The sequence below is a fragment of the Denitromonas halophila genome (assembly GCF_007625155.1).
Lineage (GTDB): Bacteria > Pseudomonadota > Gammaproteobacteria > Burkholderiales > Rhodocyclaceae > Nitrogeniibacter > Nitrogeniibacter halophilus.
The window spans coordinates 573,639-599,013 of sequence record NZ_VMNK01000003.1 but is presented as its reverse complement, the minus strand read 5'-3'; the positions used below and the strand labels follow the sequence as shown (position 1 = coordinate 599,013).

21 protein-coding genes are annotated in these 25,375 nt (G+C 65.3%); 7 read left to right on the top strand and 14 right to left on the bottom strand.

Annotation, left to right across the window (positions count from 1 at the left end; translation table 11 throughout):
• Positions 1-3 precede the first annotated feature (3 nt).
• The 12 genes from FHP91_RS04940 to def all read right to left on the bottom strand — a co-directional run bounded on the left by FHP91_RS04940 (position 4) and on the right by def (position 13,924).
• Positions 4-999 (bottom strand): formate dehydrogenase subunit gamma, encoded by a 996-nt coding sequence (locus FHP91_RS04940; protein WP_144308511.1) that lies wholly within the window; start codon positions 997-999, stop codon positions 4-6.
• Positions 1,000-1,009: 10 nt separating this feature from the next.
• On the bottom strand, positions 1,010-1,234 hold the full coding sequence (locus FHP91_RS04935; RefSeq protein ID WP_144308510.1) for a hypothetical protein: 225 nt from the start codon (positions 1,232-1,234) through the stop codon (positions 1,010-1,012).
• A complete protein-coding gene (gene fdh3B / locus FHP91_RS04930) occupies positions 1,231-1,860 on the bottom strand; it encodes a formate dehydrogenase FDH3 subunit beta (protein WP_144308509.1) in 630 nt (209 codons plus the stop codon). The genes FHP91_RS04935 and fdh3B overlap by 4 nt, the downstream gene beginning before the upstream one ends.
• Before the next feature lie 12 nt (positions 1,861-1,872).
• Entirely contained in the window at positions 1,873-4,773 is a 2,901-nt protein-coding gene (locus FHP91_RS04925) for a molybdopterin-dependent oxidoreductase (protein WP_144308508.1), read from the bottom strand.
• Between the two features lie 11 nt (positions 4,774-4,784).
• Complete coding sequence (locus tag FHP91_RS04920) at positions 4,785-5,021, bottom strand: formate dehydrogenase (protein WP_144176086.1); 237 nt, start codon at positions 5,019-5,021, stop codon at positions 4,785-4,787.
• A 46-nt stretch (positions 5,022-5,067) separates the two neighbouring features.
• On the bottom strand, positions 5,068-5,700 hold the full coding sequence (locus tag FHP91_RS04915) for a TorD/DmsD family molecular chaperone (RefSeq protein ID WP_144308507.1): 633 nt from the start codon (positions 5,698-5,700) through the stop codon (positions 5,068-5,070).
• Complete coding sequence (locus FHP91_RS04910) at positions 5,697-7,787, bottom strand: 4Fe-4S binding protein (RefSeq protein ID WP_144308506.1); 2,091 nt, start codon at positions 7,785-7,787, stop codon at positions 5,697-5,699. The genes FHP91_RS04915 and FHP91_RS04910 overlap by 4 nt, the downstream gene beginning before the upstream one ends.
• 203 nt (positions 7,788-7,990) lie before the next feature.
• On the bottom strand, positions 7,991-10,099 hold the full coding sequence (locus tag FHP91_RS04905; RefSeq protein WP_246116219.1) for an ATP-binding protein: 2,109 nt from the start codon (positions 10,097-10,099) through the stop codon (positions 7,991-7,993).
• Positions 10,078-11,448 carry a sigma-54-dependent transcriptional regulator gene (locus FHP91_RS04900; protein WP_144308505.1) on the bottom strand — a complete coding sequence of 457 codons (1,371 nt, stop codon included), beginning with the start codon at positions 11,446-11,448 and terminating at the stop codon, positions 10,078-10,080. Before FHP91_RS04900 ends, FHP91_RS04905 begins: the two co-directional genes overlap by 22 nt.
• Positions 11,449-11,556: 108 nt before the next feature.
• Positions 11,557-12,393 (bottom strand): zinc metalloprotease HtpX, encoded by an 837-nt coding sequence (htpX, locus tag FHP91_RS04895; protein ID WP_144308504.1) that lies wholly within the window; start codon positions 12,391-12,393, stop codon positions 11,557-11,559.
• Between the two features lie 69 nt (positions 12,394-12,462).
• Positions 12,463-13,401 (bottom strand): methionyl-tRNA formyltransferase, encoded by a 939-nt coding sequence (fmt, locus tag FHP91_RS04890; RefSeq protein WP_144308503.1) that lies wholly within the window; start codon positions 13,399-13,401, stop codon positions 12,463-12,465.
• Between the two features lie 19 nt (positions 13,402-13,420).
• A complete protein-coding gene (gene def / locus FHP91_RS04885; protein ID WP_144176093.1) occupies positions 13,421-13,924 on the bottom strand; it encodes a peptide deformylase in 504 nt (167 codons plus the stop codon).
• 171 nt (positions 13,925-14,095) lie between these two features.
• On the opposite strand from def, the gene FHP91_RS04880 reads away from it, so the two are divergent.
• The 5 genes from FHP91_RS04880 to FHP91_RS04860 all read left to right on the top strand — a co-directional run bounded on the left by FHP91_RS04880 (position 14,096) and on the right by FHP91_RS04860 (position 19,928).
• Positions 14,096-15,124, top strand: a complete 1,029-nt coding sequence (locus FHP91_RS04880) for a LysM peptidoglycan-binding domain-containing protein (RefSeq protein ID WP_144308502.1) — start codon at positions 14,096-14,098, stop codon at positions 15,122-15,124.
• Between the two features lie 8 nt (positions 15,125-15,132).
• Complete coding sequence (gene dprA, locus FHP91_RS04875) at positions 15,133-16,236, top strand: DNA-processing protein DprA (RefSeq protein WP_144308501.1); 1,104 nt, start codon at positions 15,133-15,135, stop codon at positions 16,234-16,236.
• 15 nt (positions 16,237-16,251) lie between these two features.
• Entirely contained in the window at positions 16,252-16,716 is a 465-nt protein-coding gene (locus FHP91_RS04870) for a DUF494 family protein (RefSeq protein ID WP_144308500.1), read from the top strand.
• A gap of 115 nt (positions 16,717-16,831) precedes the next feature.
• A complete protein-coding gene (locus FHP91_RS04865; protein ID WP_144308499.1) occupies positions 16,832-19,330 on the top strand; it encodes a DNA topoisomerase III in 2,499 nt (832 codons plus the stop codon).
• Between the two features lie 7 nt (positions 19,331-19,337).
• Positions 19,338-19,928, top strand: coding sequence for a DUF924 family protein (locus FHP91_RS04860; RefSeq protein WP_144308498.1), 591 nt, complete (start codon positions 19,338-19,340; stop codon positions 19,926-19,928).
• A 49-nt stretch (positions 19,929-19,977) separates the two neighbouring features.
• On the opposite strand, the gene FHP91_RS04855 is transcribed toward FHP91_RS04860, so the two are convergent.
• Positions 19,978-20,448: a Dps family protein gene (locus FHP91_RS04855; RefSeq protein WP_144176099.1), complete on the bottom strand. Its 471-nt coding sequence runs from the start codon at positions 20,446-20,448 to the stop codon at positions 19,978-19,980.
• A 105-nt stretch (positions 20,449-20,553) separates the two neighbouring features.
• Positions 20,554-21,492: a hydrogen peroxide-inducible genes activator gene (locus FHP91_RS04850; protein ID WP_144176100.1), complete on the bottom strand. Its 939-nt coding sequence runs from the start codon at positions 21,490-21,492 to the stop codon at positions 20,554-20,556.
• 223 nt (positions 21,493-21,715) lie between these two features.
• Here FHP91_RS04850 and FHP91_RS04845 point away from each other — a divergent pair, with 223 nt between their 5' ends.
• Positions 21,716-23,185 carry a DegQ family serine endoprotease gene (locus FHP91_RS04845; protein ID WP_144308497.1) on the top strand — a complete coding sequence of 490 codons (1,470 nt, stop codon included), beginning with the start codon at positions 21,716-21,718 and terminating at the stop codon, positions 23,183-23,185.
• Positions 23,186-23,395: 210 nt separating this feature from the next.
• Positions 23,396-25,372: a TonB-dependent receptor plug domain-containing protein gene (locus FHP91_RS04840; protein ID WP_186301443.1), complete on the top strand. Its 1,977-nt coding sequence runs from the start codon at positions 23,396-23,398 to the stop codon at positions 25,370-25,372.
• The last annotated feature ends 3 nt before the right edge of the window (positions 25,373-25,375 follow it).

The following is a 25,375-nucleotide window of genomic DNA, read 5'->3' as shown; positions in this document are numbered from 1 at the left end:
CGCTCAGTGCGCGGTCGATGGCCGCCCCGCGCCGGACGCTACCGGTGCCGCACCGCTGCCACCCTTGGCTTCGCGATACCAGTACTCGTGGTGCTCCCTGGCCCAGGTTTCGTCCACATAGCCGGTCTTCATCGACTCCAGCGCGCCTTCCATGCCGACGCTGCCGATGTAGATATGGCCCAGCGACAAGGCGATGAAGATGATGGCCCCGCTGGTGTGGATGATGTGCGCCAGCTGCATGTCCTGACGGATCTGGCCATAGCCCGGGAAGTCGAGCACCAGCCCGGTGATGCCGACCGTCAGGCCAAGAATGACCACGCCAATCCAGAACCAGGTCTTCTCGCCGAAGTTGAAGCGCCACGAAGGCACATGCTCACCCGAGAGCAAGCCGCCGGCCTTGCGAATCCACAACGCGTCGATGGCCTGCCACACGTTGTCGCGAGCAAACAAGGCCATCATCACCAGGGTCGACGCGAAGAACAGCGGGCCAACAAAGTTGTGCACGTTCTTGCCCAGCGCCGCGATCCACGAGAAGGCGCTGTAACCGATGACCGGAATGATCACATGCTTGCCGAACAGCAGCGTCAAGCCGGTAATCGCCAGCAGCACAAAGCTCAGCGCCACCGTCCAGTGGGTCATGCGCTCGACGGTTGAAAAGCGCTGGATCAATCGCCCGGTGGGCGGCCCTTCCAGCACGATCTTGCCGCGAACCAGGCGGAACAGCACCAGCGCAATGAACACGCCGGCCAGCAACCAGCCGCCGATCTGGGTGATCGGGCCGTTGCGCCACTGCCGCCAGGTCTGGCCTTCGGACTGAATCAGCGTGCGATCGGCCGGGGCGGTGAAGGTAATGGACTGGGCCGTGCCGTCGCGCACGGCTCGGTAGACGTCGGCGTTGTTATCCGGCGGCGCGGCCACCGCGGGAGCGGCGATCCAGCTCAGACCGAGGACGGCCGCCAGCAGCACGGCCCGCAATGTCACGATGAGGTGTGCGCACATGGTGTCCTCCTCAGCCCGGGGGCATGCGGCCGATTTCGGTCTGCTTGCGGGCGCGAGCGCGCATGTCACTCTCCCACTTTGCCTTGTCGCCACCGTAGGCGGCCGACTCCCAGGGGCGGGTGTCGGGCTTGCCCGAGTAGGTGCCGGCCTCGTAGTGAGTCACCTGCGGGGCTTCGCTGCAGGCCGCCAGGGCCAGCGCGGCACCGATCAGGAGCACGAGTCGGGTCGGGTTCATTTGTCACCTCCGCGAGTCTGCTGACGCTTCTGCTCGCCACTGCCATACGCCGTGTTCCAGCCGATCATCTCGGCCCCGCTACCGCCGCGACGCACCACCCGCTCGCGGAAGATATCGGCCAGGGCCGTGCCGTCACCGGCCAGCAGCGCCTTGGTGGAGCACATCTCGGCGCACATCGGCAGCTTGCCCTCGGCAAGGCGGTTTTTGCCGTATTTTTCGAACTCGGCATCCGAGCCATCGGCTTCCGGGCCGCCGGCGCAGAAGGTGCATTTGTCCATCTTGCCGCGCTGGCCGAAAGTGCCGGTCTGCGGGAACTGCGGCGCGCCAAAGGGACAGGCGTAGAAGCAGTAGCCGCAGCCGATGCAGGCGTCCTTGTCGTGCAGCACCACACCGTCTTCGGTGCGGTAGAACACGTCGACCGGGCACACCGCCATGCAGGGCGCATCGGAGCAGTGCATACAGGCGACCGACATGGATTTCTCCTGCCCGACCACCCCATCATTGATCGTCACCACGCGTCGCCGCTGGATACCCCAGGGCACTTCGTGCTCGTTTTTACAGGCGGTCACGCAACCGTTGCATTCGATGCAGCGCTCGGTGTCGCACAGGAATTTCATTCTCGCCATGTTCGTCTCCCCTTAGGCCTTCATCACCTGGCACACCGTGCTCTTGGTCTCTTGCATCATCGTCACCACGTCGTAGCCGTAGGTAGTGGCGGTGTTGACCGCCTCGCCACGGACGATTGGCGCCGCACCTTCCGGGTAATACTTGAGCATGTCCTCGCCCATCCAGCGTCCGGAGAAGTGGAAGGGCAGGAAGACCGTGTCCGGCCCCACCCGCGGCGTGACCAGCGCGCGTACCTTGAGCTGTGCGCCGGTCGGTGATTTGACCCACACCCAGTCCTGATCGACGATGCCGCGATCGGCTGCCGCGCGCGGGTTGAGCTCGACGAACATGTCTTGCTGCAACTCGGCCAGCCAGGGGTTGGAACGGGTCTCCTCGCCGCCGCCCTCGTACTCGACCAGGCGGCCGGAGGTCATGATCAGCGGGAAGTCCTTGCCCACGTCGTGGTACTTGTCCTGCACTGACTTGAACAGCGTCGGCAGGCGCCAGTGCAGCTTCTTGTCTTCGTGGGTCGGATACTTGTCGACCAGATCCGGGCGGGTCGAATACAGCGGCTCGCGGTGCTTGGGCACCGCATCGGGGAAGTTCCACACCACCGCACGTGCCTTGGCGTTGCCGTAGGGCATGCAGCCGTGGTTCTTCATGATCACGCGGATCATGCCGCCGGACAGGTCGGTCTTCCAGTTCTTGCCCTCGGCGGCGGTCTTCTCGGCGTCAGTGAGTTCTTCCCACCAGCCGAGCTTCTTCATCAGCACATGGTCGAACTCGGGGTAGCCCATCTTCAGGTCGGCATCGAGCGATGAGGAGCCATCGCCGGCGAGCAGCGACACGCCGTCCTTTTCCACACCGAAGCGGGCGCGGAAGTTGCCGCCGCCGTTCATCACATGGCGGGTGGTGTCGTAGAGGTTGGGCGAGCCCGGGTGCTTGAGTTCGGGGTTGCCCCAGCACGGCCACGGCAAGCCAAAGTAGTCGCCATCGCAAGGGCCGCCTTCAGCCTTGAGCGTGCGCGGGTTGAAGGTGCTCATGTGCTGCATGTGCAGCTTGAGCCGCTCGGGCGACTGGCCGCTGTAGCCGATGGTCCAGGTGCCGAGGTTGATCTCGCGCAGGGTGTCCTCGACATCCGGCTCGTCCCAGCCCTTGGCGTCCTTGGCGATCTTGATGTTCTTGCAGAACTCGTTCGCGAAGCCGAACTTCTTGGCGAAGGCGTACATGATGGTATGGTCGGGCTTGGACTCGAACAGCGGCTCGATGACCTTCTCGCGCCACTGCAGCGAGCGGTTGGAGGCGGTCACCGAACCGACCGTCTCGAACTGCGTTGCCGCCGGCAGCAGATACACGCCGTCGGTGCGCACCGACGCGGCCATCGCGGCCGTTGCCGACGGGTAGGGATCGACCACCAGCAGCAACTCGAGCGCCTTCATGGCTTCGAGCATGTCCTTGCCGCGGCTTTGCGAGTTGGGCGCCATGCCCCAGAACACCTGAGCCTTGATGTTCGTGGCCTGATCGATCAACTCGGGGTTTTCGGTCACGCCGTCGATCCAGCGCGACACGGTGATGCCCGGTTTTTCCATCATCGCCTGGCTGACAAAGCGACCCTTGAGCCACTCGTAATCGACACCCCAGACCGCGGCCCAGTGCTTCCAGGAGCCGGTGGCGATGCCGTAGTAGCCGGGCAGCGAATCGGGGTTGGGGCCGACGTCGGTGGCGCCCTGCACGTTGTCGTGGCCGCGGAAGATGTTGGCGCCGCCGCCGGCGACGCCGACGTTGCCCAGAATCAGTTGCAGCACACACATCATGCGGGTGATCGCGTTGCCCACCGTGTGCTGGGTCTGGCCCATGCACCACACCACCGTCGAGGGACGGTTCATGGCCATGGTCTCGGCGATCTGGCGCACCTCGGCGTCAGGCACGCCAGTCGCCTCAAACACCTTATCGGCGCTCCACGCCATGGCCTCGGCGCGAATCTGGTCCATGCCGTACACCCGGTCTTCGATGTACTTGGCGTCTTCCCAGCCGTTCTCGAAGATGTGGCGCATGATGCCGTAGATCAGCGGAATATCCGAGCCCGAGCGCAGCCGCACATACTGGTCGGACTTGGCGGCCGTACGCGTGTAGCGCGGGTCGGCCACGATCACCTTGGCGCCGCCTTCCTTGGCATGCAGGATATGCAGCATCGACACCGGATGCGCTTCGGCGGCGTTGGAGCCGATGAAGAAGATCGCCTTCGAGTGCTGCATGTCGTTATAGGAGTTGGTCATCGCCCCATAGCCCCAGGTGTTCGCCACCCCCGCCACCGTGGTGGAGTGGCAGACACGCGCCTGGTGATCCATGTTGTTGGTGCCAAACATGCTGACAAACTTGCGGAACAGATAGGCCTGCTCGTTGGAGTGCTTTGACGAGCCGATCCAGTGCGTCGCATCGGCGCCGTGCTTCTCGCGGATCGCCATCAGCTTGTCGCCGACCTCGGTGATCGCGTCTTCCCAGCTCATGCGCACCCACTTGCCGCCCGACAGCTTCATCGGCGTACGCAGGCGATGTTCGCCGTGACCATGCTCGCGCACCGAGGCACCCTTGGCGCAGTGCGCGCCGAGGTTGATCGGGCTGTCGAAGACCGGCTCCTGGCCGACCCACACGCCGTTCTTCACTTCGGCGTCGATGGCACAGCCGACCGAACAGTGGGTACAGATGGTGCGTTTGATCTCGATCTCGCCCGCGCCGGCCGCCTTAGCCGCCTCGGCCGGTTTGACCATGGCAAACGGCAGGCTGGCGCCGATGGCGCCCGCACCCGCGGTCAGGCCGGAGCGCTTGAGAAAGCTGCGTCGATCGAGTCGCTTCGGCGTGGCACGACCACTCAGCGCTTCATTCAGTCCGCTGCCTGCGGGCGTCGCGGCCCGGTTGGATTTTTTTACCAGCATGGTCGTCTCCCTTACAGACGGGTGGAGCGGTAGTAACGGGTCACGTGCGCGGTCTCGCGGTAGCCCGAGGCGCTGCCATCGGGTTCGCTGAGCGCGTCAGCCACCGCGGGCGTGCTCGTGCCCATGCCGGTGACTGCCGCCACGCCGGCGGCGCCGGTGCCGGCCGCGGCAAACAGAAAACTGCGACGGCCAAAGCTCGATGGCGCGCTCTCCGGTTCGCGGGTGGGCGTTTCGCGTGTCTCACTCATTTCTATTTCTCCCCGATTGGCGCTGTGTGCGCGCATGGCTCTTGGTTCAGGTCTCGAAACTCAGCGCCCGCGCCTCAACGGCGAAGAACGCTGCAGCAAATGCGCCGACCGCGCGGTAAAACTGCGCATCGGCCGCCACCATCAGGTCGGCACAACAACGGCCGATCCAGCGCTGAAGGTGGCGTTGAAAAAATGGGATCTGCACATCGACGCCGTGCTGGCCGTCGGTGATCAGCGCGCGCATGGCATCGCACAGCGCGGCCAGATGGTCTTCCGGCTCGCCGCAACCGGTCTCGCGCGCCAGGCCGAGCGCGGCCAGATCGTCACGCACACGGGCCAGTGGTTTTTCCATCAAGAAACCGGTTTCGTAAAAGGACGCATACGGCAGCACCGGCGGACGGCCGGTACCGCAAAACAAGGCATTCCATTCGGCGCGCACACGCTCGCCGTCACATTGGCCGGCGAGATCGCACAATTGCTCCCAGGCCGTGGCCAGTGTTTTGCCTTCGGGCACATCGGCGTCGGCCTGCAGGCGGTCGGCCCCGGCCAGCGCCGCCAGCAAGGCATCGCTGGGCGGCGCGGCCATCAGATTGGCCAGCACACCGTAGAAGCCGGCGCGGTCGGCGTCTTCGGGCAACAACTCAAACACGTCGGCGAGAGGGGCGGTGGCAGCGCTCATGACAGATCCTGGATGGTGGTTTCGCGCTGACCGTCGGCCGGCGACATCATGTCGATGACCCGGCAGTCGCCGCACATCTGCAAACGGCGACGCTGCTCGGGCGCAGCGAAATGCGGGTTGCCGATGAGGCGGTCCATCAGCGTGCGCACCGTGGCGCTGGAGCCAAAGGCCTTGCCGCAGCGCAGGCAGGTGCAGGGCGTGTCTTCGTGCAGCACGGCGGGCTGCTTGGCGGCCGCGGCGAGATTGAGGCGCGGCACCAGTGTGATCGCGTCTTCCGGGCAGGTGGCCACGCACAGGCCGCACTGCACACAGCTCGCTTCGCGGATGCGCAGGCGCGGCGCCTCGGTGTCGTCCATCAGGGCCTGCGCCGGACAGGCGCTGGCACAAGACAAGCACAGCGTGCACTTGTCGCCGGCCACGGCCACCGTGCCGTAGGCGCTGCCGGCGGGCACCGGCAAGGGCTCGGCGAGCGCCTCGGGTGCGGCCAGCGTGGCCAGGTGGGCAAAGCACAGGTCGAGCGTGGCGCGCTTGTCGAGCTGCGGATGGAAACGCGCCGGGGCACCAATGGCCGGCGCGGTGGCGCTCAGGTGGGCCATCAGGTCGTCGGCATCGGCGGTGACCGACGCAAAACGTTGGCCGGTTGTCATCAGGCCCAGGCCGGCGACCACGGCATCGGCAAAACGCACCGCCCGCCCGGCCGAGGCCTGATAGGTGGCTGGTGCGTCGGCGCTTTGCCAGATCACCACCCGACCGGCACCCGCGCACAGCGCGTAGAGCAGCAGGTCGGGGCCAACGCTGGCCGCGTCATGCACCGCCAGCGGTAACACCGGCGCAGCGAGCGACTCGGTTTCGGTCCAGATCTTGAGCGCGCTGGCCTGATCGCGACCATGCAGGAGCAGGGTCGGCGCAGCGCCACCGGCCTGCGACCAGGCCGTCAGTGCGGTGCGAATCTGCAGGCCGATCTCGACCACCGAGGGGTAGTTGTAACGCATCGCGCCGCTTGGGCAGACGCTGGCGCAGGCACCACAGCCCATGCACAGGTGCGGCTCGACGAACACGCCATTGCCGTCAGCGCGGATGGCCGAGGTGGAACAGGTATCGATGCAGCGCGAACAGGCGTCGATACGGTTGCGCGAGTGGGCGCACTTGGCGCGGTCGTAATCAAAGAAACGCGGTTTGTCGAACTCGCCGACCATCTCGGTCAACGCGAGTGCGGCTTCGGTCTGGGCCAGCGCATCGCTGCCGGGCGCGAAATAGCCCTGCGGCAGATGCGGCATGGCCAGACGCGGGGCGTCAGACAAGTCGAGCACCAGATCGAAAGTGGCTGAACGCGGCGTGAAGCTGAAATCGATGGCGCCGACCTCACACACCTCGATGCAGCGGCGCTTGTCGTTGCAACGCGCAGCGTCAACATAGGCGGCCACGCCATCGCGCACGATGGCGTCGGAGCTACAGGCGGTGAGACAGGCGCCACAGCCGGTACAGACCGAGGCATCGACGGCATTGCCGGGCGTCCAGGCAATATCAAACGCGCCCAGCCAGCCCTCGACACTGATCTGCCGCGCGCGATGCACCGGCACCCGGCGCGGGCTGGCGGCAGGCAGGGGTTGCTCGTCGTCGGCAAACACGGTGACCTGCAGCTGCCCGTCGGCCTTGCCGTGCAGGCGTTGCGCCCAGGCCATGGCTAGCGGTCCATTGCCAACAATGGCCAGCCGGCCGGCACTGGTGTAGCTGACGGAATCGACCGGCGGCGGCTCGGGCAGGCGAGCCATGGCGATCAGCGCGGCCAGACGCGGCGCGTCGGCGACGCCGCCACTGGCGTATTCACGGGCAGGGAAGAAGCGCAGGGCGCGGTCGGTGAGCGCGGCGGCTTCAATCAGTGGCGCTTCGCGGGTACAGCCGATCTGGCGAACCGCCTCGGGCAAGCTGGCCGACCCGCCGTTGCGGCACAGGCCGTCGGTGATCGCGATCCGTGCATCCGCCGCGACGCCGTCGATGGCCGCGTCGGCTACCCGCCCCTGGCAGCGGCACAGCACGGTATCGCAGTCGGTGGCGGCAGGCGCGCCCTTGCTTGTCTTGAAACTCACCTTGTCCCCTTTTGGCGTTATGCAGTCCGGCGGATAACGCTTGTCGCGCGTCAGGCCGGCTGTGATGCCGTCATTTGAGAAGACTTAAGGCAGTTTTCGTGCCAAACAGGAAAACCCTTTCCTGCGAATGGTTTAGCGATTTAGCGCGGCGCAGCAAACGAGACATTTTGTCTCACGCCGGCGGCCACCACGGACAAAATGTCTCACTCGGTCGGACCAAACCAACGGGCCCGGAAGCCCGGCGCGTTGGGGCTCTCGTCGTATTCTGGCGTGCTTCGCAGCCAGATGCAGAAGGTCGTGCCACGGCCGGGCCGACTATCGACGGTGATGCGCCCGCCGTAGCGCTGAACCAGGGTCTGGCTGATCGACAGGCCCAGACCGGTACCGTGCCCCTTCTTGGTGGTGAAGAAGGGGTCAAAGATGTGCTGCAGGTCGGCTTCGCGGATGCCGGCGCCGGTGTCGGCCACGCGCAGGCAAACGCCAACACACTCGCCGCCCTCGACCCAGTCCTCGCTGCTCAGCGTCAGCTGGCCGCCTTCGCCCATGGCCTGCACAGCGTTAACGATCAGGTTGATCAGCACCTGCTGCAACTCGCTGCGGTTGATCTCGACATCCAGCGTGGCCGCATCGCGCCGCAGCACCTCGATGCCGCGCTTGTCGAAGGTGTGCCGCGCCAGCACCAGGGAGTCGGCGATCAGCGTGGCCACGTTCACCCGCTCGGTGTAGCCCGCAAACTCGCCCGGCCGCGCAAACTGCAGCAACTTGGTGACGATCTGGCGGATGCGGTCGGTTTGCTGATGGATGAGGCGGATCTCTTCGCGCACCGGCGTGGCCGACGCACCGAGGATGTCGGACAGCACATCGAGGTTGCCCTGGATGACGGCGACCGGATTGTTGATCTCGTGCGCCACGCCGGCAGTCAGTTCGCCCACGGCGGCGAGCTTCTCGCTCATCACCAGATGCTCTTGCGCCTTGCGCAAAATGGCATTGGCCTCGGCCAGTTCGGCGGTGCGCGCAGCCACCTTGCGATCGAGCTCATCGGCCCAACGCTGCAGCTCTTCGCGCTTGCTGGCCAGCGTATCGAGCAGGTGATCGAACTCCTGCGCCAGGCGACCGAGCTCATCCCGGCTGGCGAGCGGCCCGACGCGTGCCGCGGCATCGCCCTGCTCGACACGCTGGATCACCGCGTTGATGCGCTCGATGGGGCGGAAAATACTGCGTGCCCAGCGCAGCGACAACAGGCTGCCAAGGACCGAGATCGCCACGAAAATGGCGAACAACACGCCCATCACCGTTTCTTTGGCTTCGCGGAAGGGCGTCTCGAGAAATCCGACATAGAGCATGCCGACCCGGTTGCGGTTGCCGTCCAGAAAGGGCTCGTACCCGGAGACATAGAAGTCATTGACCACGAAGGCGGTGTCCAGCCACACCTGGCCGGTGTCGAGCACCTGGGTGCGCACCGCGTCAGACACCCGCGTGCCGAGCGCGCGCACGCCTTCGAACAAGTGCACATTGGTCGTCACGCGGGTGTCGTTGAGAAACAGCGTGGCCGTGCCCTGGCTGCCCAGCGGCAGAGAGCCCTCGCGATAGACGATGGCGTTGATGCGGTCGACCATGCCGAGGTTGCGATTGAGCAAGATGCCGCCTTCGAGCACACCGATGAAGCTGCCCGTGCGGTCATAGATCGGTGCGGCCGCGTGGATCATCAGCCCGCGCTCTTCGCTGGCGCGATCATCCGGCCGCGCCGCCGGAGTCGGCACCAGCGTGATGTGCGCGCGCCGCCGCAGCGCCGGGTCAATCGCCTCGAGCTCTTCCGGGTTGAACACCTCGATGCTGGTGTGTGCCGCCCCCGACACGGCCGCCGCGACCGTCGACCAGCGCGTTCGATCGGGCAGCGGGCCGAGCGGTGCGCGCGCCGACGCGATCGGCCGCCCCCGCGTGTCCAGCAGATGCAGGAAATCCAGCCCGTAGCGTACGCCCATGCTGGCGAGCAGTTCCGTCATGGCCTGCCGCGTGCCGTCGGGAAAATCCGCGGCGAGGCGGCTCGAACCGGCCAAGGCCTGAAGATCACGGCCGACGCCCTGCTGCACCCGATCGAAATACTCGTGGGCAATCACCAGATCGGCCTGAACCTTGGCCTTGAGGAGGCGCTCGTAAGTGTCATTGCCCCAGGTCCACACCAGCGCCAGCAGCACCGGCACGCCAATCAGCAAAGGCGCCAGCACCAGCGCCAGCAATTTGGCCCTGACCGAGGCTGAAAAGCGCGCACGCAGTGCGCTGAGCGGATTCATCACGCGGCGTTGGTCGCCCATTCGGCGCACTTGCGCTCCAGCGTCTTGCGCGAGACGCCCAGCAGCTCGGCCGCACGGGTCTTGTTGCCGTCACACTGACGCAGCACCGCTTCCATGTGCCGGCGCTCGACCTCGGCCAGCGTCAGCGGCAGCGCCTCGCCACCCAGTGCTGCCGGCGCCTCGACCGGGAAATGCCCCAGAATCAGCGCCCGCTCGATGAAGTTGCGCAGCTCCCGGGCATTGCCCGGCCACGCGTAGCCGACCAGCCGGGCCGCCACTTCGGGCGTGATGGGCAGCGGCGGCAGGCCAAGCCGGGCCGCCAGCTGGCCGTTGAAATGCTCGGCCAGCGGCACGATGTCATCCGTGCGCTGACGCAGCGGCGGGATGGTGACGGTGAGCACTTCGAGGCGATAGAACAGATCCTGCCGGAAGCGTCCCGCTGCGACTTCGATGCGCAGATCGCGATTGGTGGCCGCAACCACGCGGACATCCACCGGGATCTCCTTGGTCGAGCCGACCGGCCGCACGCGCTGCTCTTCGAGCGCACGCAACAGCTTCGTCTGCAAGGCCAGCGGCAGTTCGCCGATCTCGTCGAGAAACAGTGTGCCGCCGTTGGCGTAGGTAAACAGGCCGCTGCGGCTCTCACTGGCGCCGGTAAACGCCCCCTTCACATGCCCGAAAAGCTCGCTCTCAATCAGCTCGGCCGACACCGCAGCGCAGTTGACCGGCACAAAGGGACGCTCGGCGCGGGCGCTCATCTGATGCAGCGCGCGGGCAGCGAGCTCCTTGCCAACGCCCGATTCCCCCTGGATAAGCACCGTGGTCGGCGTGGGCGCCACCCGTTTGATCAGGCTCCACACCTGGCGCAAGGCCTGCGACTGGCTGACCAGGCCCTCGGTGCCGCCCGCCAGGCCGGCCACTTCGCGGCGCAGCACGTAGTTCTCGCGTGTCAGCCGGCTACGCTCGAAACAGCGGGCCAGCGAATTGATGATCTGATCGACCCGGAAGGGCTTGAGGATGAAGTCCGCCGCACCAGCCCGCAGCGCGTCGATGGCGGTTTCCATGTCGGCAAAGGCGGTGATCAACACCACGTCGCCCGAAAACGCGCCGGCGCGCAGCTCGCGCAGCCAGGCAATACCGGCCTTTCCGGGCAAGGCAATGTCGAGCACGATGACGTCAAAATGGGCGTCGGCCAGCAGCATGGCCGCTGCCTCAGCGCTCTCAGCCACCTCCACGGCGCAGCCGCGCGCGCTGAACGCCCGCTGCAAGAAGCTGCGCATGCCAGCTTCATCATCGACCACCAATACCGCGTAGTCCGACCATTCCGAGCGCGCCTCGGCCGATTTGTCACTGTGCTGCCCTGCGCCCATGCCCACATTCCCCCCGATCCAAGAGCCTGATTAGAGCATGCGGAGCGATCAAAAAAAATGCGCGGCCCGAAGGCCGCGCACACGGTGACGATACTCGCGAGACGAAAATCAGCGCATGGCGCGCAAGCGGGCAATGCGCTCTTCGGTCGCCGGGTGGGTTGAAAACAGGCCTTTCAGGCCACCACCCGAGAGCGGGTTCATGATCATCATCTGCGCGGTTTCGGGGTGTTCATCGGCCGTATGCATGGGAATGCCCCGCGCGTAGGCGTCGATCTTGGCCAGCGCATCGGCCAGCGCGGCCGGATCGCCGGAAATCTCGGCGCCCCCCCGGTCGGCCCCGAACTCGCGGGTCCGCGAGATGGCCATCTGGATGAGCATGCCGGCAATCGGCGCGAGGATCATGATGATGATCGACACCACCGGGTTGGGACGATCTTCACCCCGCCCGCCAAAGAACATACCGAACTGCGCCAGCGCTGAAATCGCACCGGCGACGGTAGCGGAAATGGTCGAGATCAGAATGTCGCGGTTCTTCACGTGCGCCAACTCGTGCGCCATCACGCCGCGCAGTTCGCGCTCGGAGAGCATGCGGATGATGCCGGAGGTGGCGGCCACGGCGGCGTGCTCGGGGTTGCGGCCCGTCGCAAACGCATTGGGCTGCGCCTCGTCGATGATGTACACCTTGGGCATCGGCAACTCGGCCCGGCCGGCCAGCTCACGCACCATGTTGTAGAGGTAGGGCGAGGTGGCGGCATCGACTTCGCGCGCCTTGTACATCTTGAGCACCATCTTGTCCGAAAACCAGTAGGCCCAGACGTTCATCCCGCCGCCGAACAGCAGCGCCAGCAGCATGCCTTGCTGGCCGCCGATCATGCCGCCGATCACGCCGAACAGCGCGACGATGCCGGCCATCAGCAGAGAAGTTTTGATCCAGTTACCGAACATTACGTGTCCTCGTCATCAAGTGCGGAGCACACCTCCGCGCACACTTAGATGGGGGTCAGGCAGAAAGATTCAATGCGCCGATGCGAGCGCCAGTTGCGTCCCCGCCACGACGGGGCTGGCCTGCAAGAACTCGGCTGCCGATACCCGGCGTCCACCCGGCTGCTGCAACACCGTCACCCGCAAAGCGCCCTCACCGCAGGCGATGAGCACACCGTCGGCATCGGCCTTGAGCACCGTGCCAGGCACACCGACAGCGTCGGACACGGTGGCTTGCCACAGCTTGATCAGCCGTCCATCAAATTCAGCCACCGCCCCGGGAAACGGATCAAAAGCCCGCACCTGACGCGCCAGCTCAAGCGCCGGCCGGCGCCAGTCGAGGCGGGCCTCTGCCTTGGCAATCTTGTGCGCATAAGTCACGCCTTCGTCCGGCTGGCGCTCGCCTTCGAGCGACTTGATGGCGAGGCGGCAGATGGCGTCGACGATCATCTCGCCGCCGAGCGTGGACAGCGTGTCGTGCAGGCTGGCGGTGGTGGCATCGGGCGGAATCGGCACGGCCTGGCGCAGCAACATGTCGCCCGTGTCGAGGCCGGCGTCCATCTTCATGATGGTGATGCCGGTTTCGGTATCACCCGCCTCAATCGCGCGATGAATCGGCGCCGCCCCCCGCCAGCGCGGCAGCAAGGAGGCGTGAATATTGAGGCAGCCGATGCGCGGGATGTCGAGCACCGCCTGCGGCAGAATCAGGCCGTAGGCCGCGACCACCAGTACATCGGGTTCGGCGGCACGCAGCGCGGCCTGTTGCTCGGGCGTGCGCAGCTTCTCGGGCTGATCAACCGGAATGCCGTGCGCCAGCGCGACCTGCTTGACCGCACTGGGCTGCAGTTTCATGCCGCGCCCGGCGGGGCGGTCCGGCTGGGTGAGCACCAACACGACCTCAAAACCACCGTCGATCAGGGCAGTGAGCGCCGTCGCGGCAAACGCCGGCGTACCGGCAAAGGCTATTCTCATGGAGGGGTCCGTCTCGCCCTCAGGCGGTGATGCGCGCACGCTTGGCCAGTTTGTTCTTGATGCGGCCTTGCTTGAGCAGCGACAGGTATTCGACAAACACCTTGCCATCGAGATGGTCCAGCTCGTGCTGGATACACACCGCCAACAGGCCGTCGGCCTCGAGCTCGAAGGATTCGCCCTTTTCGTTCAGCGCGCGGACCTTCACGCGCTCGGCGCGCACCACCTTGTCGTAGACGCCGGGCACCGACAGGCAGCCTTCTTCGCCCACCTGCTCGCCGGAACGCTCAAGGATCTCGGGGTTGATGAAGGCCTGAAGGCTGGACTGGTCTTCGCTCACATCGATAACCACCACCCGCTCATGGACGTTGACCTGCGTGGCCGCCAGACCGATGCCGGGCGCCTCGTACATGGTTTCGGCCATATCGCGGATCAATGTGCGAATGCGATCATCCACCTTGGCCACCGGGACCGCCTTGGTGTGAAGTCGTGGATCAGGAAAATGTAGTATTGGGAGTAGTGCCATAAAAGCTTGCCGCGTTATGGGATTACGTGCAGAATTTCAAGTAATTTGCCATCCCCGATGATGCACGTTTGTCATCGGAACGCTCAACTTCCGGGATATATGACCGTCATTGATGGTACGAATTCCCGGCAGGGCGTCGGAATGCCGCCTGCATCGAAACGGAAGCGAGTGATGATCCGCATTATATTCTCTCTAGTCATTGGCGTCGCCGCCCTCGTCCAACCGGCCCTGGCCGCCTCGCCTGTCGAGCTGGCGCAGAATGCGCCAGACAGCCATACGGTGCGCAAAGGCGACACCTTGTGGGACATCTCCGGCAAGTTCCTGCGCGAGCCCTGGCGCTGGCCGGAAGTGTGGCAGCTCAACAAGGACCAAATCCGCAACCCGCATCTGATCTATCCGGGCCAGATCATCGTCCTCGACCGCAGCGGCCCCTATCTGCGCCTGGGTCGCCGGGTCGGTGATGGCAAGCTGCAACCGCAGATCTACTCGGAAGCGACCAACCAGGCGATTCCCAGCATTCCGCAAAATGAGATTGCACCCTTCCTGACCCACCCGCTGGTGGTGGACGAGAAGCGCATCCTGAATTCAGCCACCATCGTCGCCACGCAAGAAAACCGGCTCTACACCGGCCAGGGCGACACCGTGTTTGCCAAAAACGTGGCGGCTGGCGTCAATACCTGGCACATCTACCGCCCGGCCAAGCCGCTGACCGACCCGCTGACCAAGAAGATTCTCGGCTACGAAGCCGTGCATCTGGGCACCGCCGACGTCACCCAGCCAGGCGAGCCGGCCGCGCTCGAGATCGCCATGGCGCGCCAGGAAATCGGCACCGGCGAACTGATGCTGCCGGCCGACCGCCCCGAGCTGCTGTCCTACGTGCCGCACGCACCGACCGCCAGCATCGAAGGCCGCGTCATCGCCATCTACGGCGGCGTCAGCGAAACCGGCCGTCAGGGTGTCATCACCCTCGGCGTTGGTCAGCAAGATGGTGCCGAAGTCGGTCACGTGCTGGCGCTCTACCGCCATCGCGGTTCGGTGATCTACAAGGACGAAGACACCAACAAGAAGGAAACCTTCGAACTGCCGGAGCACCGCTACGGCCTGGTCTTCCTGTTCCGGGTGTTCGACCGGGTGTCCTACGGCCTGGTGGTCGATGCCACGGCACCAATTAAAGTCAGCGATACGGTACGCACGCCCTGACCAACCGGTTGTCCCCCTCCGAACTGGCCGACTGGCTACGCCTGACGCTCATCCCCGGACTCGGTGGTGGGCGTCAGCGCCGTTTACTCAAAGCCTTCGGATTGCCCGCGGCGGTGTTTGCGGCCCACCAAAGTGCGATCGCCGAACTCATCGGCGACAAACTCGCACGTGCGCTGCACGATCACGATGCCAGCGACGCCATTGCCGCCACGCAGGTCTGGGCTGACCAGCCCGGCAACACCCTGCTGACCCTGGCCGATGCCGGCTACCCACAGCGCCTGCTCGAACTGCCCGACCCGCCCACGCTGCTGTATGTCAAAGGCGATGTCAGCCTGCTGAACCGGCCGGGGCTGGCCATCGTCGGCGCCCGCAGCGCCACCCCCCAGGGCGAGTCCAATGCGGCCGCCTTTGCCGGCGCACTGGCGCGCGCTGGCCTGGCCATCATCAGCGGCCTGGCGCTGGGGATCGATGCGGCTGCCCATGCAGGCGCGCTCGACGCCGACGGCGCCACCATCGCCGTGATCGGCACTGGCGCCGACCGCATGTATCCGGCGCGCAACCAGGCCTTGGCACGGCGCATTCTCGAGCGGGGCGCCATCGTCACCGAATTCCCGCTGGGCACCCAGGTCGCCGCACACAATTTCCCGCGTCGCAACCGCATCATTTCGGGCCTGGCCCAAGGGGTGCTGGTGGTCGAGGCCGCGCTGAACAGCGGCTCGCTGATCACCGCGCGGCTGGCCAGCGAGCAAGGTCGCGAGGTCTTCGCCATCCCCGGCTCGATCCATTCGCCACAATCCAAAGGCTGCCACCGGCTGATCCGCGACGGCGCAAAACTGGTCGAAACGGCCGAGGACATCCTCGAAGAAAGCGTCTTTTCGGGTTACGCCAGCGCGCCGCCCATGCCCCTCGACACCCCGGCCGAACCGGTCGCCGAGACCGACGAAACCACCGACCACCTGCTGGCGGCGCTCGGCCATGATCCCGTGAGCCTTGATACACTCGCGGCCCGTACCGGCTTGACGGCCGATGCGCTGTACGCCATTCTGCTTTCACTGGAACTGGACGGTCATCTGGCGCGACTGCCCGGCGGCCGCTTCCAGCGACTCACATAGAGCCCCCGCTTATTCATGTTTGATGTTCTCGTTTATCTCTTCGAAACCTATATCCACGCTGAAGCCTGCCCGGCGCCGGAGCAACTGGCTCGCCGACTGACGGCCGCAGGCTTCGAAGAAGACGAGATCAGCGACGCCCTGGCGTGGCTGTCGGATCTGAACCAGACCGCCAGTGAATACACCGCCTTCAGCACGCCAAGCGCCGGTGCGATGCGCTTGTATTCGTCCGAAGAAACGGCCAAGCTGGGGCGCGAAGGCATTGGTTTCCTGCTGTTTCTGGAAGACTCAGGCGTGCTCGATGGCGCCAACCGCGAACTCATCCTCGATCGCCTGATGGCGCTGCCCGACAGCCATGTATCGATCTCGCGGCTGAAAGTCATCGTGCTGATCGTGCTCTGGAAACAGGCATATCCTATGGATTCGCTGGTCCTCGACGAATTGCTGAGCGAGGACGACGACATCTCGCCGGCACTCCACTGACGCGTGCAAGGGCCTCGGCCACTTGCACCTGCCGCCGCGACGTCCTTAAGATGTCGCGCTTAACCACTTGATTTTCCGGGAACCCTGACCGGCACCGCCGGTTCTTCCGCATGCCATGAGCAAACAACTGATCATCGCCGAGAAACCGTCCGTCGCGCAGGACATCGCCCGTTCACTGGGCGGCTTCACCCGCCAAAAAGACTATTTCGAGTCCGACGACTACGTGCTGGCATCGGCCGTGGGCCACCTGCTCGAGCTGACCGTGCCGCCCGACGAAGAGGTCAAGCGCGGCAAATGGTCTTTCGCCAACCTGCCGGTGGTGCCCTCGCGTTTCGCGCTGCAGCCCATCGCCAAGAGCGAAGACCGCCTCAAGCTGCTGACCCGACTGATCAAGCGCAAGGATGTCGACGGCCTGATTAACGCCTGCGACGCGGGGCGTGAGGGCGAGCTGATCTTCAATTTCATCGCCGAACACGCCAAAACAAAGAAGCCCGTGCAGCGCCTGTGGCTGCAGTCGATGACCACCGGCGCGATTCGCGACGGTTTCTCCCACCTGCGCTCGGCCGACGAAGTCGACGGTCTGCGTCAGGCCGCGGTGTCGCGTGCCGAGAGCGACTGGCTGATCGGCATCAACGGCACGCGGGCGATGACCGCCTTCAACTCCAAAACAGGCGGTTTCCACCTGACCACGGTCGGCCGGGTACAGACCCCGACCCTGGCGCTGGTGGTCGAACGCGAACAACGCATCCGTGAGTTCAAGTCCCGCGACTACTGGGAACTGCACGCCAGCTTCGGCTGCGCCGAAGGCAGCTACGCCGGTCGCTGGTTCGACGAAGGCTTCAAGAAGAACGACGACGAGCACGCCCGCGCCGAGCGGCTGTGGGACCTCGCCCGCGCCGAGGCGATCCGCGCCAAGTGCGACGGTAAGCCCGGCACGGTCGAAGAAGAATCCAAGCCCTCCACCCAGCTCTCGCCGCTGCTGTTCGACCTGACCAGCCTGCAGCGCGAGGCCAACGGCCGTTTCGGCTTCTCGGCCCGCGCCACGCTGCAGGTCGCCCAGGCGCTGTACGAGCGCCACAAGGTGCTCACCTACCCGCGTACCGACGCCCGCGCCCTGCCCGAAGACTATGTCGATACGGTCAAGGAGGTGCTCGGCAACCTGCCCGCCGAATACGCCAAGTTCGCCAATGAGATCAAACGCGAAGGCTGGGCTGGCCCGAACAAGCGCATCTACAACAACAGCAAGATTTCCGACCACTTCGCGATCATTCCCACCGGCACCGCGCCCAAAACACTGTCCGAGCCGGAACAGAAGATCTACGACCTGGTCACCCGCCGCTTCCTGTCGGTGTTCTACCCGGCGGCCGAATTCCGCGTCACCACCCGCATTACCCGCGTCGAGGGCGAAGCCTTCAAGACCGAAGGCAAAGTCATGGTCAAGCCGGGCTGGCTGGTGGTGGTTGGCCGCGACAAGCCCAGCGATGACGCCGAAACCCTGGCAAGCGTCGCGCAGGACGAAAAGGTCAGCACCGACGAAATCGAGGTCAAGGCCCAGCAGACGCGGCCGCCCGCACGCTTCAACGAAGCGACGCTGCTCTCGGCCATGGAAGGCGCCGGCAAGATGGTGGACGACGAAGAACTGCGCGCCGCCATGGCCGGTCGCGGTCTCGGCACGCCAGCGACGCGTGCGCAGATCATCGAGAACCTGATCGGTGAGCAATACATGCACCGCGATGGCAAGGAACTGATCCCCACCGCCAAGGCCTTCTCACTGATTACCCTGCTCAAGGGCCTGGGCGTGTCGGCGCTGACCTCGCCTGAACTCACTGGCGAATGGGAACACAAGCTGTCGCAGATGGAGCGCGGCGGGCTGACCCGCGACGCCTTCATGGAAGAGATCGCCAGCATGGCGCGCGACATGGTCGAACGCGCCAAGCAGTATGAATCCGACACCGTGCCGGGCGACTTCGCCACGCTCGAAACGCCGTGCCCAAAGTGCGGCGGGGTGGTCAAAGAGAACTACAAAAAATTCGCCTGCCAGGCCTGCGACTGGAGCACCTGGAAGATCGTTGCCGGTCGTCAGTTCGAGATCCCCGAGATCGAAGCCTTGCTGCGCGACGGCCACATCGGTCCGCTGATGGGCTTCCGCAACAAGATGGGCCGGCTGTTCAATGCCGACATCAAGCTCAATGACGAGCTGAGTCCGACCTTCGACTTCGGTCAGCCGCGTGACGACGAAAACGCTGAGCCAGTGGATTTCTCCGAGCAAACGCCGCTGGGCGCCTGCCCGAAGTGCCAGGCCAAGGTGTACGAGCATGGCATGGCCTATGTCTGCGAGAAGTCGGTCGGGCCCGACAAGACCTGCGACTTCCGCTCCGGCAAGATCATCCTGCAGCAGCCGATCGAACGCGAGCAGATGGGCAAGCTGCTCACCGATGGCAAGACCGACCTGCTCAAGGGCTTCGTGTCGAACAAGACCAAGCGCAAGTTCTCGGCCTTCCTGGTGCGCAAGCCGGACGGTGGCGTGGGCTTCGAGTTCGAACCGCGCGCACCGAAGAAACCGGCCGCCGCGAAGAAGCCCACCAAAAAAGCTGCCGCCAAGGGCGACGAGTAAGCCACCCATGCCGACGCTACCCGACGCCGCCCGCCAAGTCCTTGATTTCTGGTTCGGCGCGCCGGACAGCGCCGACTACGGCACCCACCGGCCCCTGTGGTTTGAAAAGCGCGACGACACCGACACCGCCATTGCCGGGCGCTTCGGCGCGCTGGTCGATCAAGCACTGGCTGGCGGATTAACGGACTGGGATACCACCGAGCGCGGCGCCCTCGCGCGCATCCTGCTGCTCGACCAATTCACCCGCAATGTCTTCCGCAACACCCCGCGCGCCTTTGCCGGCGACACGCTGGCCCTGAGCGCCGCGCGGGCACTGGTCGACCCCGGCCATGACGCACAGCTCAAGCCGGTCGAGCGGGTGTTTGCCTACCTGCCCTTCGAACACGCCGAAGATCTCGCCGAGCAGACCCGTGCCGTCGCCCTGTTCAAGGCACTCCACGACGCCCACCCCGGCTTCGACAGCACCTACGACTACGCCTTGCGCCACCAGGCGGTAATTGCGCAGTTCGGCCGATTTCCGCATCGCAATGCGATTCTCGGCCGCGCCAGCACGCCGGCCGAACAGGCCTTTCTGGCCACGCCCGGCTCGGGCTTCTGAAAAAACGGCCGGGAAGCCCCGGCCGTCGATGACGTGATGCGTGCTGCGATCAGTTCGCCAGCATGCTGCGCAGCATCCACGCGGTCTTCTCGTGCACTTGCATGCGCTGCGTCAGTAGATCGGCAGTCGGCTCATCGTCCGCCTCATCCACCACCGGCATGATCTCGCGGGCGGTGCGAATCACCGCTTCTTGCCCCTTCACGAGTTGACGGATCATCTCTTCCGCACTGGGCACGCCCTGCGGCTCTTCCAGTCGGGACAGCTCGGCAAAGGCACTATAGGTGCCCGGGGCCGGCTCGCCCAAGGCGCGAATCCGCTCGGCAATGGCATCCACCGCCAGCGCCAACTCGGTGTATTGCACCTCGAACATCTGGTGCAGGGTATTGAACATCGGGCCGGTCACATTCCAGTGGAAGTTGTGGGTCGTGAGGTACAGCGTGTAGCTGTCCGCCAGCAGGCGCGACAGCCCGTGCGCAATCGCCGTGCGGTCTTTCTTGCTGATGCCGATATCAATATCCATGGTGGCGCTCCTTGTTCTGTGGTGATCAATTCCTGATGCCTCAAGCCTACGTGCCTGGCATGACAAAATCCAATCGATTCTCCATATCCGGTCGATTGATCGGGTCTATGCGGTCACGTCCTGGCAGGCGGCGTTGAGCGGCAGCACGCCGGGCAGGGTGCAGGCGAGAATGGCTTTGCGAATCACGTCGATCGCACCGCTGCGCGGGTAGGTGACCCGCCAGGCCAGCGCAATCGTGCGCGAGGGCTCGGGCGCCTCGAAGGGCCGGGTGGCGAGCAGGCTGTTGCGCTCGGGGAGGTCATCCGCCGCCGTCGCCGGCAACACCGTCACACCAATGCCGCTGGCCACCATCAGGCGAATCGTTTCGAGCGAGCTGCCCTGCAAGGTGCGCTGCAGGCCGCCGACGCCACTGCACTCGGGACACACCTCCAGCACCTGGTCGCGGAAGCAGTTGCCCGCCCCCAACAGCAGCAACTGGTCTTCGGCCAACTGGTGAGCGCCGACCGCCGTCTGCTGCGCCCAAGGGTGGGTGCTCGGCATCAACACACGAAACGGCTCTTCGTAAATCGGCTGAACCACCAGCCCCGGCTGCTCGAAGGGCAGCGCCAGAATGGCAACATCGAGATCCCCGCGCTTGAGCGACTCAGCCAGACTGGCGGTGTAATTTTCCTCGAGAATCAATGGCATGCGCGGCGCCAGCGCCTTAACCTGAGGAATCAGCCGCGGCAGCAGGTAGGGCCCGATGGTGTAGATCGCGCCGACCCGCAGCGGACCGCCCAGCGGGTCCTTGCCGGCCTGGGCGATCTCCTTGATCTGACCCGCCTCAACCAGCACCCGCTGCGCCTGCTCGACAATGCGCAGCCCCAGCTGCGTCACTTTGACATCGCTGGTGCCACGCTCGAAGAGCATCACGCCGAGTTCTTCCTCGACTTTCTTGATCGCCACCGACAGCGTCGGCTGACTGACATGGCAGCGCTCGGCCGCCCGACCGAAGTGGCACTCCCGCGCCAGCGCCACAATGTATTTCAGGTCGGTCAGCGTCATGTTTTTTCCCTTCCGGAACAGTTTGGCGATTCCATGGTCTGCTTCATCATGATTATCACAGGCTATGACGTAGCCGGCCAGTCCAGGTTCCTTACGGCACCCGAGCACCGCCGGCCCAGCAGTTGAACCAGACCCCGACACCCCCAGATATGGCAGGATGCCGAGGTTCGCGATCCGCCCGCTTGCCCGGCGAGGTCGACACCCCGATGACACAGGAGGACGCATGAACCGACTCACCCCCCGCCTCACCGCGCTGGCCGGCGCCACCGGACTGGCCCTGGTCGCCTGGCTGAATCTCTCGCCCGGCCTCACCGAGGCCCACGCCACCGTCACGACCCCGGTCGCCGCGATGCCCGCCACCCGCCAGACCCTGCCGGACTTTGCCGAGCTGGTATCCCGCGTGGGCCCGGCCGTGGTCAACATCAGCGTGGTACAACAAGTCGCCAGTCCGATGGGCAATCCCGAAGACCCCTTCTACGATTTCCTGCGCCGCTTCGGCGTCCCGGTCCCCGGCATGCCGGGCGGCCCCAACATTCCGGGCGTCCCGGGCCAGGGCGGACGGCAGATCGCCCGCGGCGTGGGCTCGGGCTTCATCGTCAGCGCCGACGGCTATGTGCTGACCAACGCGCATGTGGTCGACGATGCCACCGAGGTGACCGTACGCCTGACCGACAAGCGCGAATTCAAGGCCAAGGTCGAAGGCGTGGACAAGCGCACCGATGTGGCCCTGCTCAAGATCGACGCCAAAGACCTGCCCACCGTGCGCATCGGCGACCCCGAAGCGACCCGCGTCGGCGAATGGGTGGTGGCGGTCGGCTCGCCCTTCGGCTTCGACAACACCGTCACCGCCGGCATCATCTCGGCCAAGGCGCGCCGCCTGCCGGATGAAACCTATGTGCCTTTCATCCAGACCGACGTGGCGATCAACCCCGGCAACTCGGGCGGGCCGCTGTTCAACCTGGACGGTGAAGTGGTCGGCATCAACTCGCAGATCTACTCGCGCTCCGGCGGCTTCATGGGCATCTCCTTCGCTATCCCGATCGACGTGGCGATGAAGGTCAAGGAACAGCTGCAGACCTTCGGCGTGGTGCGTCGCGGCCGCCTCGGTGTCATCATTCAGGGGCTGGACAAGGAACTGGCCGACTCCTTCGGGCTGGACGATCCGAAGGGCGCGCTGGTCTCCAGCGTCGAGCCTGGCTCGGCCGCCGCCAAGGCCAAGCTGCAACCCGGCGACGTGATCCTCGGCGTCAATGGCGACCGCGTCGCCGATTCGGCCGATCTGCCGCGCATCATCGGCGAGATGCCCCCGGGCACCACGATTCGGCTGGAGATCTGGCGCGACCGCAAGGCGCGCAGCATTGAAGCCACGCTGGGCGGCCAGGACAATGAGCGCCTCCAGGCGCGTGGCGGTGGTCAGCAAAATGCCGGCGGCAAACTGGGCCTCTCGGCCCGCCCCCTGAGCGCAGCCGAAGCCGAACAGCTCAAGGTGCCCGGCGGTCTGGTGGTCGAAGACGTCGATGGCCCCGCCGCACGCGCCGGTATCCAGAAGGGTGACGTGGTGCTGGCGCTCAACAACACGCCCGTCAAGGACGTGGCGGGCTTTCGCAAGCTGCTGGAACAGGCCGGCGACCGTTTCGCACTGCTGGTACAGCGCGGCGAGGGTCGGCTCTACCTCGGCGTTCGACTGAAGTAATCGCTTGACCCCAACAGTGCGCCGCCCGTCGGCGGCGCACTGTTGGGGTATGCCAAACCGCTATCGGACGGCACTGCGGTCATTTCACACAAACTTTTTGCGCCCTTGCGGTATAGTCTGCGGGTTTGTCCGATCGCCGCGTAGATGATGATGAATGCGATGACAGCTGCCGTCGGAGAGCGCGTCCGGCGTAGGTCAGCGGTCTCCCTGTTGCTGAGCCTGCCTGCGCTCGCATCGGCGTCGCCGATTCTGGACGAGCGCGAAAACGCGTACTTCGAACACCTGCCGGTCGTTCTGACCGCCTCCCGACTGCCCCAACCGCTGCAAGACGCCCCCGGCGCCATGACCGTCATCGACCGCAGCGTCATCGAACGCAGTGGCTATCGCGATCTGGCACGCCTGCTGCGGCTGGTGCCAGGCATGCTGGTGGGGCAGGAGCGAGGCAACGCCAGTTGGGTCAGCTATCACGGCCTCGGACAATCCATCCCGGGTGAGCTTCAGGTGCTGATCGACGGTGCACCCACCTACGTGCCGGTGAGCTTTGGCACCTCTGCCTGGAGCGGCCTGCCCGTCTTTCTCAGCGAAATCGAACGTATCGAGGTGGTGCGCGGTGCCAGTGGCAACAGCTACGGCGCCAGTGCGCTGCAAGGCGCGGTCAACCTGATCACCCGTCCGGCGGCGGAAGACCCCGGCAGCCATGTGCAGATCGCCATCGGCGACCCATCGATACGCGATGTCGAAATGGGCTGGTCCGGCGGCACCGCCCCCCTGGCCTTGCGCATCACCGCCGGCGAACTCACGGACGAGGGGTTTCGCGGCCTGCATGATCACCGCCGCACCCAGCGCGTCAGCCTGCGCGGCGACGCGCAGATCAACCCGGAAAACAACTTCAGCTTCCGACTCGGCAGCACACACGAAACCACCGGTCGCGGCTACCCGGACTCGCCCTTCGGCAACAATGCCCTGCGCGACGGCGAAGACACCGCCCACCTACTCCACCTGCGCTGGCAACATGTCGACAACATCGATAGCGAATGGTCGCTAAGTGCCTATCATCATCAGCTCGACTACCGCGACCGCTGGATCGGTGGCATCCCCAGCATCCCGGACGTTCCCCTTTCACGCGACCGCCGGGATCTGCGCAGCAGCATCGAATTCCAGCAGCGCGATCGCTGGTCAGAGCACGTTCGCGGCGTCTGGGGGGCCGAGGCCACCCAAACACAAACGCGCTCACCCTTCAGCTTCGCCAGCAACACGTCGGTCCGTGTCCCGATCTATCGCTTGTTCAGCAATATCGAATGGCAAGCCACCAATGCAACTCAGCTCAATCTGGGCCTCGCCCTGGAACGCAGCAACGATGACGGCTGGCGTTTCAGCCCGCGCCTGTATGCCAACCATCGCCTGACGCCGGCCGACACACTGCGAATCGGCGTGGCGCGGGCCTGGCGAAGCACCAGCCCGTTCGAGCGCCACAGCGATACGCGCATCTACCACCCGGTCAGCGGCGCGCTGCTGGCACGGCCGTTCCTCCCCAATCCGGATCTTCGCCAGACGCGTGCCGACACCTTTGAACTCGGCTACATCCGGCAGTTGCTCTGGGCGCGCAGCACCGCCGAAATCCGCATCTTCCAGGAGCGTCTCCGCGATCTGGTGATCCGTCAGCAGGTCACGCCGCCACCGCCCACACCCTTGCTTGCGGCGCAAATCCCCACCACGCGCGAAGAGAACTTCGGCAACGATCTCTACGTCCGGGGGATTGAGTTGCAGTGGGAAGCGCATCCGTGGCGAAACGGCGATATCCGCCTGGCCTGGAGTGTCTTGCAACGCGACGCCGGCGACGCTCAGGTTGAAGCGGGAATTGCACCCTACACGGCAAGCCTGATGTGGATGCAGCGCTGGCCACAACGCTGGAGCAGCATGGTGCATCTCAACCGGGTCGGTCCGGTAGCCAGTGGCGACAGCTACATCGCCGGCAAGCCCTATGTGGTGCGCGCTTACACTTCACTGGATATCGCCCTTTCCCGGCCGATCCGGCTGGCGGGGCAATCCGCCCGACTGACTTTGGCGGCGCTCAATCTCGGCCCGCGCCACCAGGAAGTGGCCAACCCGGCGCAGCAACTGAACAGTACTCAGCCCGTCAACCGTGTGTCACGCCAAGTCTATCTTGGCCTCGACATGCGCTTCTGAGCG